Here is a 14711-nt window from a genome sequence, read left to right as displayed (position 1 = left end):
TGAGCGATGTTTCATGCTTTAATTGCAGAAGACAGCAAGCCGATCCTTCGCAATATTAAAGCGCTACTGCAAGCGACAGAGCTGCCGATTCATATTGCCGCAACAGCGGCGAATGGGGAGGAAGCGCTAGCATATATGCAGCAGCATCGCATCGACATTTTGCTTACGGACATTCGGATGCCTAAAATGGATGGACTGGAGCTTATCGAGCAGGCGAAGCTGCTTCATCCGCAGCTCAAGGTTGTGCTGATCAGCGGCTATAATGATTTTGAATATACGCGCAAAGCGCTGAATTTGCAGGTATTTGACTACTTGCTCAAGCCTGTTGAGCGCCATCAGCTGCAGGAGGTTATAGAGCGGGTCATCGTCCAACTGAAGGAGCAGCAATCGGGGGAGGCTGGGAGCTTCAAGGATATTGTTGATCCCGATTTTCACGCAGAGCTCAGGCTGGGGCCGGAGTTCCGGGAACAGATGAAAGCGCCCTTTCTCATCCATAAGCAGCCCTTCTCCCCGAATAAGGAACACTGGAAGCTGAACGTGCTGCAGGCAAGTTTGACGGAGGTTTATGCCCCGCATGGCTGTTGGGTTTTTCCAACGCAGCAGCCCTATCAGTTTTTTGTGCTCGTTAATCTTTCGGTTAAGGACAAATACCCTTCTGCTTATGAATGCATGGAGGCGGCACGCAGCGGCTTGCTGAGGGAAGGCTTATATGCCTCGCTATGCGGCCAACTGCAAGCGGTGCAGGATAGCGGCTTGGCGGATTTTTATCAGCAAATGTCGCGGCTCATGAAGGAGCAGCTATCCGTCACAGGCCCTCTGCTGCTGGATAACGGTCTCGCTGCGCTGCCTCTGAACGCCGATTCAGGTGTAACCGAGCTGCTCTCGAACAGCTTCGTGGACATGATTCGCCAGCGCCAGAAGGAGCGCTTCGCCTTAAAGCTGGCAGAGCAGCTGCAAAAATGGCAGAGCAGCAACGTTCGCCTGGCGGAGCTGGAGCGTTTTCTTGCGCTGCTGACCGAGGCCTTCGGCAGCTCTCTCTCCGAGCAGGACCCATGGAACAAGCTCAAGCTGACGGAGCAGGCGAATGCGCTGCTGGAGCTGGGCAGCTTTGCAGACTTTACCATGCAGCTGCTGCTCTGGGCCGAGCAATGCTTTGAGCTGCTGCACAATCAAAATCGCAAAAGCGGCTCCGAGCTGTTCCAGCAAATTGACGAGTATGTGCAGATGAACATGTATTCGCATGTATCCATTGCCGATCTCGCGCAGCGATTTCATGTCAGTCCCTCCTATATCAGCCGAATTATGAAGAAATATGCGGAGAAAACATTCGTCCACTACTACTTGAATTTGAAAATCAAGGAGGCGTGCCGGCTGCTGGAAACGAAGCCGGAGATGAAGATTAAAGAGCTGTCGGATGTGCTATCGTTCAGCGACCAGCACTATTTTTCCAAGGTATTCAAGGAGTATGCAGGGTGCAGTCCGACGGAGTATAAGGAGCAGCTCAAGGGCTTATAAGGAATGTTTAAAGGGCAGGCGCAGCCCTTGTCATCCAACATGGAACTAGGAGGATTTGCGATGAGGACAAGCTGGCTTTATGAATAAAACAGAGCGATTGTTGGCGATTTTGTTGGAGCTTCAGCGTAAAGACAGAATGCGCGCCGAGGATTTGGCCGCGGTATTCGAGACGAGCGTCCGTACGATTTATCGTGATATGCAGGCGCTCAGCGAATCCGGTGTCCCGATTGTCGGAGAGCCTGGTGTCGGCTATTCGCTAATGGAGGGCTATTTTCTGCCACCTGTGAGCTTTACCGTAGAGGAAGCAGTGACCTTGTTGATCGGCACTGTGTTTGTCGAGCAGCAGTTTGATGAGGGATATACGTCGAAGGCGGGCGCTGCCCGCGGGAAAATCGAGGCTATATTGCCGGAGCATGTCCGTGAGGAAACGCAGCGTGTCCGCGCTTCCATTAAGCTGCTGGCACCCTATGACCCGCTTGCAGGGGGAGTGGATAAGCAAAATATCAATCTATTGCGTACCGCTATATTGGAGCAGCGCAAAATACGTCTCCACTATAGGAAAACGTATGCGGAAGAGGACGGAGGCCGGCAAAGCACCCGGGTAGTCGCGCCATATGGACTCGTACTATCGCAGGGAAACTGGCTGCTGCTGGCCTATTGCGAGCTGCGGGCAGCACTGCGCCATTTCCGCTTGTCGCGCATGGAGCAGCTTGCCTTGCTCGATGAGCGTTTCAAGCTGCCGCAGGATTTTGATCTGCATGCTTATACGCCCGAAAATGACCGCAAGCTGCCCGTACGCATTTGGGTGAATCCTTCTATCGCGGATAAAGTGAAGGAGCAAAATAACTTTTATATGGAATCCTTGGAGGAGACAGAGGACGGCCTGTACGTGAATTTTCTTGTTCGTGTGCAGGAGGAGCTGTTGCACTGGATACTCGGCTGGGGTTCTGGCGTCATTGTGCTGGAGCCGGAATCGCTGCGCCAGCAAATTCGGGCGGAGGCCGCTAAAATATTGGAAAGCTACTGACATGCAGCTGTCAGTAGCTTTTTCTTATAATGGCCCTATCTTATCTAAAGGGGCTGTGTAAATTGATAAACACGTTACAATCTTTGAAGCAATTTGAACCATTGAAGGAGCAATATGAACGGGAGCTGGACTTGCTCACGCTTGAGCAGCTGCAGCAGAAGCCAGCCGAGGATGAATGGTCGATCGGTCAGGTATATGTTCATCTGATCAACAGTGCGCTATACATGCAGTTAAATTTCGCTAAGCAATGCTTGAGCGATGAATCGCAAGCACCCGTTAGCCTAAGCGATTCAACAAGCGAAACGAATGCGAGGAAAAATGCCATTTTTACAGCGGGCAGTCTGCCGCCGATGCGTATACAGGTGGAGCCCTCCCCTGAGTACACGCCTAGCCAGCCGATAAGCAAAGATGAGCTGGTACAAGGAATGGGCGAAGTACTGTGCCGGATGAAGGAACTGGAGCCAGCGCTTGCGGGGGCGTCGGAGCATCGTACAATTCCACATCCGGGTTTTGGTGAAATGAACGCCAAGGAATGGTTTTTGCTCATCGAAATGCATTTCCGTCATCATCTTCGTCAGTTGGAGCGTTTGAAGCCTTTTGCAGCTTCGATGTAACGGCTACAGGATGGACTGCGACTGCGGGAGCTGGTCCACATTGTGCTTCCGCAGCTTGCGCTCGCGCTTAAGCTTGTACATCGCTTTATCTGCACTATTTAGCAAGGAATCCCCGTCCAGTCCGTCTCGCGGATATAGGCTGATCCCCATACTAAGCTTGGCGAACAGCTGCTCATTGCCGTAGCGCAGTGAACGGCTCGCGAAGCGTTCCTCAATCTCAGGAATGATCTCGTAAACGCAATCGGCAGCCGGGAGCGGGCTGATGAATAGGACAAATTCGTCGCCGCCCAGCCTTGCTGCCATACCTTGACCGCCGACGCTTTCTTTAATGATTCCAGCGGTGTGCCGCAGCAGAGCGTCGCCTGCATCATGCCCGAAGCGGTCATTCGTTTCTTTAAATTCATCCAGGTCAATCAGTACAACAGCCAGCTGTTGCTGCTTCCGCTCTGCTTCCGCAATGGCTGCCGCCAGCCTTTCGTAGAAGAAGCGACGGTTCGGCAATTCGGTCAGTGCATCATGGTAGGCGAGAAAGGCAATCTGTTCCTGATGCTCCTTGATGAGCGTAATATTGCGGAAAATAAGAATGACATGCGGTTCATTATCCACTGTCACATAGTCCCCATCAATTAGCACCGTGAGTTCTCTGTCTCCCTTATGAATTTTCGTCTCCAGCTCTTTAATTTCCAATTGGTTTCGGAGCCGTTTTTTCAGCTCGGTACTAGCTAACGCGTCGAGTCCAGCATGCTCCAGCTGTAAATGATCAAACAGCTGCTTCGCACTTGGATTGGCTTCTTTAATGGTGCCGGAGCTCTCAACGAGCAGAATAGCGGCTGGGTTCAAATTAAACAGTCGCTCATATCGCTGTTTATTGGAGTTGAGAAACTCGAATCTTTGCATAGCGAGCCGCAGCATAAAGCACCATACGAGACCGCCGTATAAATAAGAATAAGGAGGCAGCGTATTTTCGAATTGAAAATAGCCAAAAAAACCAACCCAAAGCATCGTAATAATGGTGCCTGCAATCATAAGCCGATAAATAGGCACCCGTTCGCGGTCCTTAGTGGCTCTAACCCGAGCTTGTCCAAGCAATAGAAACACAAGATACACAATGGCAATCAGAATGCTGCCCGTCATGGCGGCGAAATAAGGGAAATTGTATACGGGATATTTCCAAATACCGACTTGAACGAACTCTTGCGAGGAGATGTATTTTTGACTACTAAAAATATTGAAGGGAATAATCAGCAGCGGGAAGTAGAAAATATACGGGTAGACAAAGCGCGGAAGCCGCTTATCCATGCCGGAAAATTTGGAGATGAAATGCACGCCAATTCCCGGTATGGCGATACCAATGTTAGAAAACCACAACGCTGTGAGAGCCGGGCTATATTCAATGGGAAGCAGAAAACGAACGTACTCCTCCATAAACATAATAAAATAACAAGCAATAATAAGACTGACGAGTTGATGCTCAATCTTCTTCGGGTTGCGGTACAGGACATCCAGACCCATATAGAAAAATAAAAGCATGGGGAGCAAATAAGCACCCAATGAAACTAATACTTCCGACAGACTCAAGGCCCCTCTGCCCCTTCCGGATTTATCTGATCTGCATGCTGCACAAGCATCTAAACTCATTTTAGACAGTTCGTCGCTATTTGTCGATTTGAAATATATTTAAAGCTCCATGTGAAAATATGACAGTAAAAAAAGGAGAGGAACATTCCCCCTCCTTAATGGCCCAAAGGCAGCTCGCACCGCCTAGAACGTTAATATGTGCGATTATTAATGTAGATTTAGAAATCAAAGTTGTCCGGATCTGGACCGACGCGCACATGTTGATTCAAGCCGTCGATTTGTGCCATTTCTTCTGCGGAAAGCTCGAAGTCGAAGATAGCGGCATTTTCGATAATCCGATTTTCTTTAATCGATTTAGGGATAGTGATGATGCCATTTTGCAAATCCCAACGCAAAATTACTTGAGCCGTCGATTTTCCATGCTTGTCGGCAATGGCTTTCAGAACGGGCTCATCGAGCAATTTTCCCTGCATGAGCGGTGACCAAGCTTCAATAACAATACCGTGCCCGCTAGCGAAGCTTCTAATTTCTTGCTGCGTCAGGCGGGGGTGAAGCTCAATCTGATTGACCATAGGCTTGATCTCCGCATCCTTCAGGACATCCTCCAGATGATGAATCTGGAAGTTGCTGACGCCGATTGCTTTCACGCGGCCTTCATTATACAACGTTTCCAGCGCACGCCAAGCTTCTTTATATTTGCCTGCCTTAGGCCAGTGGATTAAATAAAGGTCCAAATACGCTAGTCCAAGCTTTGCTAGGCTAGTCTCATATGCGGCAATCGCCGTCTCATAGCCGAGATCGGAATTCCACACTTTGGAGGTGACGAACAGATCTTCACGGGCGACCCCGTACTGTTCCATCGCTTCTTTGATTGCCTGACCCACGCCTTCCTCATTCTGATATACAGCTGCGGTATCAATGCTGCGGTAGCCATTTTTAATCGCTGCTTTAACCGAGCTGACGACTTCCTCGCCATCTTCTACTTTAAATACACCAAGTCCGAACCAAGGCATTTTGACGCCGTTATGAAGCGTGACCGTATCCTGCAAATTTTGTGCTGTCATAAATAAACTCTCCTCCTGAAAAAAAAGTATAATTGAGCCGCAATATAATTTGCAGCATTTAACTCATTACTCACTGACAACTGTAATTATGCACCCTTGCATGCGGAAAGAACAGTACGTACTTTAAAGTACCCATATAGCCAAAAAGTAATCTTTGCCAATGGCCGCCGCACAGCCATTTTCTCCACGCCCCTTGTGTTCGGGTAGTATTTTTGGGACAATAATGTTAAAGAAGAACGGATCGGTCGTTCAATGCAGTGGAAAGAGGAACAATCATGATGAAACCATCCATTTATGGATTAACCTTCGAGCAGCTAACCGCTTGGCTGCTGGAGTATGGACATAAGAAATTCCGCACGACTCAGGTGTGGGAGTATTTGTACCGGAAACGGGTCACGTCCTTTGAGGAAATGACGGACGTCAATCCGGAATGCTTGAAGTTGCTGGCAGAGCATTTTGCCATCCAGACGCTGGCAGAGCATACGCTTCAGGAGTCGGCGGATGGAACGCGCAAATTCCTGTTCAAGCTCAGCGACGGCAATCTGATCGAGACGGTGCTGATGCGGCACAAGTTCGGCTTGTCCGTCTGTGTGACGACGCAGGTAGGCTGCAACATCGGCTGCAGCTTCTGTGCGAGCGGGCTGCTGGCGAAGAGCCGCGACCTGACGAGCGGCGAAATCGTTGAGCAGGTGATGAAGGCGCAGCTGTATCTGGATAAGGAGCAGCAGGGCGACCGCGTCAGCCATCTGGTCGTTATGGGCATTGGCGAACCGTTCGACAACTATACGAATCTGGTCGATTTTCTGCAGGTCATCAAGGATCAAAAGGGGCTGGCGATTGGCCCGCGGCATATTACCGTTTCGACAAGCGGCTTGACCAAAAAGATTATGGATTTTGCCGACAACGATCTTGGCGTCAATCTGGCGATTTCGCTGCATGCGCCGAATAATGAGCTGCGCACGCGTATTATGAAGATCAATCGGGCATTGCCGATTGAGAAGCTGATGGAAGCCATTGATTATTATTTGGCCAAGACGAAGCGGAGAATTACGCTCGAATATATTTTGCTCAAGGATATGAATGATCAGGTGGAGCATGCGCTTGAGCTGGTCGAGCTTGTTGCGGACAGAGGGTCGCTCGTAAATGTGAACCTCATTCCTTATAATCCGGTCGATGAGCATAGCCAGTATCAGCGCAGCGAGCCGGAGTCGATCCGGGCGTTCTATGATACGATTAAGAAAAATGGCCTCAGCTGCAGCGTTCGACTGGAGCATGGTACGGATATTGATGCGGCCTGTGGACAGCTTCGCAGCAAGCAGATCAAGGCATCCAAAGATCAAGTGCCGCAGGAAAGCGCGGCTAGATAGCACATAGCAGGTTGGGCAGCAGCAAGGCATACGGGCATCTCCGACTGCTTTTTTACAGGCGGCAGGGGATGCTTTTTCTAAGATATAAGCTTTTATAAGCGCCGGACCGCGAAAGGACAGCGCCAGCCGGTTCACCTTGAAATATAGGAAAGGATGAACTAATGTTATCCTTTCTCTATATTTCTCGGAATGAAACGCGCAACGCCGCCAGAGGGTAGCGCCAGCCGTTTCACCTTGAAATATAGGAAAGGATGAACTAATGTTATCCTTTCTCTATATTTCTCGGAATGAAACGCGCAACGCCGCCAGAGGATGGCGCCAGCCGTTTCACCTTGTGAAGCAGCGTTTAACGAAAGGCAGTCTTCGCATGTTGAGGCGAATTAGGTTAGAATGAACAATAGAATGCTGGACAGGAGCTGTTAAGATGTCGAAAGATAGAGAAGAAATTATATTAACGCAAGAGGGGCTTGCCCAGCTGGAAGCGGAGCTTGACGATCTCAAATATGTGAAGCGCAAGGAGCTCGCAGCCCGGATCAAGCTGGCCATCAGCTACGGCGACTTGAAGGAAAACAGCGAGTACCATTCGGCTAAAAACGACCAGTCTTTCATGGAAACCCGGATTATTATTTTGGAGAAAATGCTTAAGAAGGCACGCGTCATTGATGTGGAAGCGCTGGATACGAGCCGGGTCAACATTGGCTTCACCGTAATTTTGAATGATGTGGAATTCTCGGAGAAGCTGGAATACAAAATCGTTGGCACAGAAGAGGCCGATGTAGCAAATAATAAAATCTCCTACGAAAGCCCGCTTGGCAAAGAGCTGATGGGCAAGGAAGTGGGCAGCATTATTAGCGTGAATGCACCGATGGGCATCATAAAATATGAACTGCTCGAAATTAAGGCTTAACGCAAGAGCTTATTCGTGGTCAAATAGAGGAGATATGGACAATGGCTAGAAAAAAAATCATTCATACAACGGTAGAAGACAAGCTGAATCATAAACTGACGGTGCTGCTCAAGGAATGGGCGGGACAAAGCGGCTTTTTTGGCTACAAGGATATGGATTTTGAGCAGGTGCTGGCTTTGGTGAACACAGCTGGCTGGAAGACGGAGCTGGATGATTCCGATCCGGTGGTTCGTGCTGTCCGCATGGTCAAAGAGGATACGGTTAGAAAAGCGAAGTTTATTTTGGATGAAAAGGGCCGCGTTATAAAGATTGACTAAGTCAATGGAGCTGTAATGGGCTGCCTTCATCTCATACCTTACAAAGCGAGTTGCCGCGGCAAAAGCCCGGCGCGCAGAAAGCCTTCCCTTGTGGGGAAAGCAGCCTGTGCGCCGGGCTTTTTCCCATTTCGGCTCCGTTTTGGAGCGGACCTCCATATTTTCGAAAAAATCGGCAATGCTATGCTTATGCAGCGAAGTTTACAATGCATTTACCGTACTCTAATACAGCTATGAACTTTCAAGCGTATACTAAGGACAAATAATGAAATGAGGCGTTCTATGACAGCCGATCCGATTGCTCAATTTGAGAAAAAGATGATCATCCGCAATATAGAAATGGCAGATATCGACCAGATTATTGCGCTGCAGCTCATTTGCTTTCCTAATATGGCTCCATGGAAAAAAGTCCAGCTCGAAAGCCATCTTCGCATTTTTCCTGAGGGGCAAATTTGCGTGGAGCTGGATGGCGAAATTATTGGCTCCTGCTCCAGCCTGATCGTCAACTTCGACGACTATTTGGAGCAGCATACGTATTCGGAAATTACGGATAAAGGCTTTATCCGCAACCATAACCCGCGAGGCGGGAGCCTGTATGGGATGGAGGTTATGGTGCACCCCGATTACCGGAGGATGAAAATCGGCAGACGGCTGTATGAAGCGCGCAAGCGGCTGGCCGAGAAGCTTAATTTAAAAAGTATTATTGTAGGGGGACGTATTCCCGGCTATCACAAATACAGCGACAAGCTGACGCCGCGCGAATATGCGGAGGAAGTGCTGCAGCAGAACATCTATGATTCAGTGCTAACGTTTCAAATGATGAACGGCTTTACGCTCAAGCGGATTTTGACGAACTATTTGCCCGATGATGATGATTCGATGAGCTATGCCTCCTTGCTGGAATGGAACAATATCGACTACAAGCCGAGCAGCAGCAAAATCCATTACAAGCTGTCATTTCCAGTGCGTATTTGCGTCGTTCAATATATGATGAAAAAAATCGACTCGTTCGAGGAGTTTGCAACCCAGTGCGAGCATTACGTCGATGTCGCGGCCGATTATAAATCGGATTTTGTCGTGTTTCCGGAAAATGTGACGATGCAGCTGCTCTCTTTCCTCGATGACCGGTCGCCCAGCCTTGCGGTGCGCAAGCTGACGACTTTCACAGCGGAATACGTGGAGCTGTTCACGGAGCTTGCCGTTAAATACAATGTAAATATTATCGGCGGCTCACATTTTGTGGAGCGTAATAACCGCATCTACAATGTGGGTCATTTATTCCGCCGCGACGGGACGATCGAGCAGCAGTACAAGCTGCATATTTCACCAAATGAGCGCAAATGGTGGGGCATCAATGGTGGCGACAGGCTGGAGGTATTCGATACCGACTGCGGCAAAATTTCCATTCAGCTGAGCAGCGACATTGAATATCCGGAGCTGTCGCGGGCCGTAGCGGAAGCAGGTGCGCAGCTGATTTTCATCCCCTTTTGCGCAGAGGATCGCCAGACCTTTCTAAGGGTTAAATATTGCGCCCAGGCGCGGGCGATTGAAAATCAAGTGTTTACGGTTACCTCGGGAACGGTCGGCAATTTGACCCATGTGGACAACGTCGATATTCAATATGCGCAATCCGGCGTATATACGCCAGCTGATTCCTCATTCCCGCGCGACGGCATTGCCGGAGAGTGTAGTGAAAATACAGAGACGATTATCATGGTCGAAGTCGACATGGAAATTTTACAGCGCTACCGCAAGTCCAAGGATGTGCTGACGTTCCGCGACCGCAGGACGGACATCTATTCCTTGCAAATTCATTCGTAGCATAGGAGGCGCTTATGAAGCCATTTATGGTAGCAGCTGTGCAATATAGCTTGACGGGCATCGCGGACGAGGCGGCATTTTGGCAAAAAATCACGGCTACCATTCAGGAGACCGCAGGACGTGGCGCTGATCTTATCGTGTTTCCTGAATATATGACCGCACACTTGCTGGGTTTTACGGAGGAAATGGATCATGAGGCAGCCTGCCGTTACTTAGACAGCTACACCGAGGATTATATAGCTCTGATGCAAAAAAACAGCCGCGAGCAGGGCTTGATGATTTTGGGCGGCACCCATATTTGCAAGGAAAACGGGAAGTTTTTTAACAAAGCATTCCTGTTCTTCCCGGACGGACGGATAGAGACGCAAAGCAAGCTGCATCTCACGCCTGAGGAGCAGACACGCTGGCCGCTGGCGGCAGGGGACAGAATCAATATTGTGGAGACAAGCTGGGGCAAGCTTGCGATGCTGACCTGCTACGATATCGAGTTTCCCGAGCTGGCAAGGCTTGCTGCCGATCAAGGCGCGGAGCTGCTGTTATGTCCGTCCTACACGGACACCTCTTTCGGCTATTACCGGGTGCGCCTCTGCGCGCAGGCTCGGGCGGTCGAGAACCAGCTTTTCGTTGTGCTCAGCGGCATCGTTGGGGAGCTCAATGAGGATCGTCCGCAGGTTGACCGCGGCTATTGCCAGGCCGGGCTGTTCACGCCCTGCGATGTGCCGTTTGCCGAGGATGGCATACTGGAGACGGGTGAGCTGAATCAGGACATGTTCGTGATGGCGGAGCTGGATTTTTCCATGCTGCGCACGAATCGGGAGCAGGGGCTGGTCGCTCCTTTTTATGACCGCCGTCCGGATCTTTACAAACAACAAGAAAATAGGCTGCTGAAGGAGTGCTGATGATGGAATATTCAACATATGGCCGCCATGTCGCAATGGACGCTTGGGGCATTGCATTCGAGCATTTGAACTCCGCTGATCTATTGAGTCAGCAGATGGTACAAGCAGCAGAGGCGAGCGGCGCGACGATATTATCCGTGCAGGCTGAGCAGTTCGAGCCGCAGGGCGCGACGGTGCTCGTCATGCTGTCCGAGAGTCATATGTCGATCCATACGTATCCCGAGAAGGGCTTCGCCGCGCTCGACTGCTACACCTGCGGCGACACCGTCGATCCGCATGTTGCTATTCAGGCGATGCTCGTATTCCTTCAACCGCAGGAAACGGCTGAGGTGAAAATTACGAGGGGGATGGGCGAGCTCGTTATTAACCGCTACCCGCTAGCGAATCGATTGGAGTCTGACGCGAAAGTTCCAGCTTCCGTCCTTGGGAGCGAGCAAGGGGAAGGGAAAATGAAGCCGTAGTCATATCCTAATGATACCGCCGAATTCCTACAGTAGCCGGACACCAGAGACGTTATTTCGGATAAATGAACGACTTTTGGACTTAGGCGGACACCAGGGGCCTTATTTTGTTATTATCCTATTGCGTATATTCCGTTTTAGACAAATAACGGATTTGTAGTCCGCACATTTAGATCTAGCCCCTCTTTTCCTCAAATAGCGGATCTCGTGTCCGCTAGAAGCCAAAATGAGCAAGCGATCAGGTTGATCAGGTTGCTCCGCTCTTTCGAGATTAATACGAGTAAGCTCCTAATCAACAAAAAGCACAAAAGCACAAAAGCACAAAAAGCGTCAAGCCAGCAGGCTTGGCGCTTTTTGTGCTGTGCATATGCATATGATTCAACTGCTTGCTGGGATTGCTAGCTGATGTGGCTATGAGTAGCTTGTGTAGCTATCACTAGACCGTGCGGCAGAGATACAGTGACTACGGATGCCGCAACGTTGGCAGGAGCAGCAAGGGCTGACGCATGGTTAATACGGCTAGGTGTCCGCTCATTTGCCACTGTTTGAAAGCCGATGAAGCCGAGCTGGAGCAATACAACTGCGGCGATGAGCCAGCTCCTTTTTCCAACGAAAAATTCGATTTTAACGCTTGCCTCATGAGGATCTCCACCCTTCAACAGGCGGCGTGCAAACCAGTAGGAGACGCCGAGAGCGACAATGCCCAGCAGCGCAAGCGTGACCGATTTGTTCAGCAGCGTCCACAAATAATCGTAATACTTGATCGCGAGAAAGAGGAGCCAGAAGAAGAAGCTTCCCGCTGTTTCCAGCGTTTGCTCGCGTTTGATGAATAGGAACACCGCAGCTGTCAGCACAATGAAGGCCAACACATTGAATATCGCTACTGAAAAAGTAAATACCGGGTCCAGAGATGACAGCCATAGGAGAAAAATAAAGCTGAACAGCAGGCTGCCTTCCCTCAGATGGGCGAGCCGCTCGCCATTCGATCTGGCGAATGAGCTGCCGTATACCGCCGCATTAAGCACGGTCAAGGAAATGATGATGCTGGAATATGCATCCTGCATGTTTTGGAATAGCTGATAAAGCACAATGGCAGCGGCAATATTCATCAGCGTATAGGTGATCAATTGCTGCATGCGCCCTTGCAGGCGAAGCCAGCTGATGATTGCAATAGCTAAGAAGATGACGCTCAGCGGCGCTTTTTCGATCCAGGCAATGGACACGAGCCCCATAGCGAAGCCAACGGTAAACACCGTATAACGAACGACCGTATTTACGCGTGGCAGCAGAAGCATTGGCACGATGAACAGCAGCGATAGAGCATACAGGGCGTGCTGTGTCTTCAACGGTCCATGTTCATCCGTTAGCAGCACAACAAGGCCAATAACGGAAATGCTGCCGATGATGATGCCGACAATTGTAATGACCGTAGAGACGATGCTGCCCAGCAGATGATGGTCAGTGGTCCGGCTCGCGGCGCTATTTACTAGCTGAGGGGCTGCTTCCATAGCAGACATATCAGACTCTTTAACCTCTTCTGCCGTTTGCTTTTCAGTAGAGGTTTTATTGCTTAGCTTGTTCATATAGCGGAAAAACAGCACGTTTGCCGTAAGCAGCACGATAACGAACAGGATGCCGAGAACGAAACGAAAGACGGATTCGGTCTCCAGCGAGAAACGGATGAATTTTGCCACCGTATAAGCGGATGCCGCTAATGCGGTAAGGGTTAGCATCGTTTTATCAAGACGAATGCGCATGAAATAATAGAAGCAGGTCGCTATGACGGCGATATCCAAAACATTCATGAAGAGCGACAGGCCAGCATGTTCAAAGGCGCCAGCAAGGTTAAGCAGCGAAATGTGAAGCATCACAAAGCTCGCCAGCCGAACGATTTCAGAAGCAAGCCGCTTCGTCTGTGCTAGCAGAAACAAAGCTAGATTGAACAAGACAAAAGTGGAATCAGCCAGCAGGGTGTTCATCTCCACATTCGGTGTAAACAAACGATAATCGAATAAAAAATAAAGCGTGAAATGCGCCAATATATACGTCAGCACATATAGCGGCTTGTATCGCGTAATCCATGCGAGCAGCAGGCTTGGCAGAAATGAAATCAGACAAATGATGAAAGGGGGCTGATGCAGGTTATAAATTTGGTCAGCAAGCGCTGCGGCTGCTCCAAAGGCGATGCAGCCTGCGACGAGAAATATGCCGCTTAGAAAAGCGGACAAGCCAAGCGGAAGCTTACTCCGGGAGAACCCGAAGGACAGCACATAGAAAAATAAAACGAATCCGGCGGAGGTCAGCATCTTCTGAGAGTTGCTAAATCCGTCCCAATTCGCAGCGAATAAATAGAAGATAGCCGCAAGCAGCAATGCGATGCCCATCAGGAAGCCCATTCTTATCATGTTTATACGCAGCATAGCGTTCACTTGCCTTTCCTTGGGAGTATACGTCTCATTATATTCTCCTGTTTCCCCTTGAACTAGTACTCACTTTTTGTAGTACCGAAGCACTCTGCTGCGGATCGAAACTATTTTCCTGATTTTGGCGTTTAGATCATAGGAGTAGAAGAACCGAGAGAAGAGGGTGGTTTATTGTGATTCTGAAAATAGTGCAGGCGGCAGCTGTTTGTCTCCTGCTGCTCACAGGCTGCTCCGCAGCCGAGAATGCGCCGCAGCAGTTAGAGTCTTCCGCGGCTTCAAGCCCGAGTGAAACGGCTAATGCCCCCGCCAACACGGCCGCCGATTTTGAACCGGGGATGGATATTGATTGGGAGGCTTCTCAATCCGAGCTGAAGGAGCAAGGGATGGCGGAAATGCTGCAAACGAATTTGAAGGCGCTGCTGAAGCAGGATCAGACGGCATTTAACAGCAGCTTTCTTGACCAAGCGCATTCGGATCCGTTTCAGTTTTATTTGAGCTATTATCAATATTATTTTACGGGAATTGAAGATGTCACTTACTTCGAGTCAGGCAATATCAATGTAGTTGTCAGGGTCGATTTATTGTCTGAGGCAGGTTTCGAAGAGAACAGCGCGATGACCTACACCTTCCAAAAAAGCAAAGAAGGCGGCTACAAGATCGCCGTTATAGATTAGATGGTTTATATCCATGGGCTTGCTTTTTCACGGAAAAACGCAACTTC

Annotated in this window: 13 protein-coding genes; 10 read left to right on the top strand and 3 right to left on the bottom strand. The window is 49.7% G+C overall.

Annotation, left to right across the window (positions count from 1 at the left end; all coding sequences use genetic code 11):
• The first annotated feature begins 6 nt into the window (after nt 1-6).
• The 3 genes from AC50YG_RS18755 to AC50YG_RS18745 all read left to right on the top strand — a co-directional run bounded on the left by AC50YG_RS18755 (nt 7) and on the right by AC50YG_RS18745 (nt 3156).
• A complete protein-coding gene (locus AC50YG_RS18755) occupies nt 7-1515 on the top strand; it encodes a response regulator transcription factor (RefSeq protein ID WP_494828553.1) in 1509 nt (502 codons plus the stop codon).
• A 79-nt stretch (nt 1516-1594) separates the two neighbouring features.
• Nucleotides 1595-2542 carry a helix-turn-helix transcriptional regulator gene (locus tag AC50YG_RS18750; protein WP_494828551.1) on the top strand — a complete coding sequence of 316 codons (948 nt, stop codon included), beginning with the start codon at nt 1595-1597 and terminating at the stop codon, nt 2540-2542.
• A gap of 62 nt (nt 2543-2604) precedes the next feature.
• Entirely contained in the window at nt 2605-3156 is a 552-nt protein-coding gene (locus AC50YG_RS18745) for a DinB family protein (protein WP_494828549.1), read from the top strand.
• Between the two features lie 3 nt (nt 3157-3159).
• On the opposite strand, the gene AC50YG_RS18740 is transcribed toward AC50YG_RS18745, so the two are convergent.
• Both AC50YG_RS18740 and pgoN read right to left on the bottom strand, forming a co-directional pair.
• A complete protein-coding gene (locus AC50YG_RS18740; protein ID WP_494828547.1) occupies nt 3160-4734 on the bottom strand; it encodes a diguanylate cyclase domain-containing protein in 1575 nt (524 codons plus the stop codon).
• A 218-nt stretch (nt 4735-4952) separates the two neighbouring features.
• Nucleotides 4953-5798 carry a glyoxal/methylglyoxal reductase gene (gene pgoN / locus AC50YG_RS18735; RefSeq protein ID WP_494828545.1) on the bottom strand — a complete coding sequence of 282 codons (846 nt, stop codon included), beginning with the start codon at nt 5796-5798 and terminating at the stop codon, nt 4953-4955.
• Nucleotides 5799-6073: 275 nt separating this feature from the next.
• Here pgoN and rlmN point away from each other — a divergent pair, with 275 nt between their 5' ends.
• The 6 genes from rlmN to speD all read left to right on the top strand — a co-directional run bounded on the left by rlmN (nt 6074) and on the right by speD (nt 11567).
• A complete protein-coding gene (gene rlmN / locus AC50YG_RS18730; RefSeq protein ID WP_341280127.1) occupies nt 6074-7165 on the top strand; it encodes a dual-specificity RNA methyltransferase RlmN in 1092 nt (363 codons plus the stop codon).
• Between the two features lie 424 nt (nt 7166-7589).
• Entirely contained in the window at nt 7590-8072 is a 483-nt protein-coding gene (gene greA, locus AC50YG_RS18725) for a transcription elongation factor GreA (protein WP_473755936.1), read from the top strand.
• Between the two features lie 41 nt (nt 8073-8113).
• Nucleotides 8114-8389 carry a hypothetical protein gene (locus AC50YG_RS18720; protein WP_494828542.1) on the top strand — a complete coding sequence of 92 codons (276 nt, stop codon included), beginning with the start codon at nt 8114-8116 and terminating at the stop codon, nt 8387-8389.
• 267 nt (nt 8390-8656) lie between these two features.
• Nucleotides 8657-10207 carry a GNAT family N-acetyltransferase gene (locus AC50YG_RS18715; RefSeq protein ID WP_473755934.1) on the top strand — a complete coding sequence of 517 codons (1551 nt, stop codon included), beginning with the start codon at nt 8657-8659 and terminating at the stop codon, nt 10205-10207.
• 14 nt (nt 10208-10221) lie between these two features.
• A complete protein-coding gene (locus AC50YG_RS18710; RefSeq protein ID WP_494828540.1) occupies nt 10222-11106 on the top strand; it encodes a carbon-nitrogen hydrolase family protein in 885 nt (294 codons plus the stop codon).
• Between the two features lie 2 nt (nt 11107-11108).
• Complete coding sequence (gene speD, locus AC50YG_RS18705) at nt 11109-11567, top strand: adenosylmethionine decarboxylase (RefSeq protein ID WP_494828538.1); 459 nt, start codon at nt 11109-11111, stop codon at nt 11565-11567.
• A gap of 398 nt (nt 11568-11965) precedes the next feature.
• On the opposite strand, the gene AC50YG_RS18700 is transcribed toward speD, so the two are convergent.
• Nucleotides 11966-13987, bottom strand: coding sequence for a DUF2157 domain-containing protein (locus AC50YG_RS18700; protein WP_494828806.1), 2022 nt, complete (start codon nt 13985-13987; stop codon nt 11966-11968).
• A gap of 176 nt (nt 13988-14163) precedes the next feature.
• Here AC50YG_RS18700 and AC50YG_RS18695 point away from each other — a divergent pair, with 176 nt between their 5' ends.
• Entirely contained in the window at nt 14164-14664 is a 501-nt protein-coding gene (locus tag AC50YG_RS18695; RefSeq protein WP_341280123.1) for a P-loop NTPase family protein, read from the top strand.
• The last annotated feature ends 47 nt before the right edge of the window (nt 14665-14711 follow it).

Source organism: Paenibacillus sp. J31R34, from assembly GCF_059383715.1.
Note: the sequence above shows the minus strand (reverse complement) of the source record. Positions and strands in the feature narration are given on the sequence as shown.

Coding starts and splice junctions, on each gene's coding strand:
- AC50YG_RS18755 (WP_494828553.1), top strand. CDS start 7: ATGTTTCATGCTTTAATTGCAGAAGACAGCAAGCCGATCCTTCGCAAT.
- AC50YG_RS18750 (WP_494828551.1), top strand. CDS start 1,595: ATGAATAAAACAGAGCGATTGTTGGCGATTTTGTTGGAGCTTCAGCGT.
- pgoN (WP_494828545.1), bottom strand. CDS start 5,798: ATGACAGCACAAAATTTGCAGGATACGGTCACGCTTCATAACGGCGTC.
- rlmN (WP_341280127.1), top strand. CDS start 6,074: ATGATGAAACCATCCATTTATGGATTAACCTTCGAGCAGCTAACCGCT.
- greA (WP_473755936.1), top strand. CDS start 7,590: ATGTCGAAAGATAGAGAAGAAATTATATTAACGCAAGAGGGGCTTGCC.
- AC50YG_RS18720 (WP_494828542.1), top strand. CDS start 8,114: ATGGCTAGAAAAAAAATCATTCATACAACGGTAGAAGACAAGCTGAAT.
- AC50YG_RS18715 (WP_473755934.1), top strand. CDS start 8,657: ATGAGGCGTTCTATGACAGCCGATCCGATTGCTCAATTTGAGAAAAAG.
- AC50YG_RS18710 (WP_494828540.1), top strand. CDS start 10,222: ATGAAGCCATTTATGGTAGCAGCTGTGCAATATAGCTTGACGGGCATC.
- speD (WP_494828538.1), top strand. CDS start 11,109: ATGGAATATTCAACATATGGCCGCCATGTCGCAATGGACGCTTGGGGC.
- AC50YG_RS18700 (WP_494828806.1), bottom strand. CDS start 13,987: ATGCTGCGTATAAACATGATAAGAATGGGCTTCCTGATGGGCATCGCA.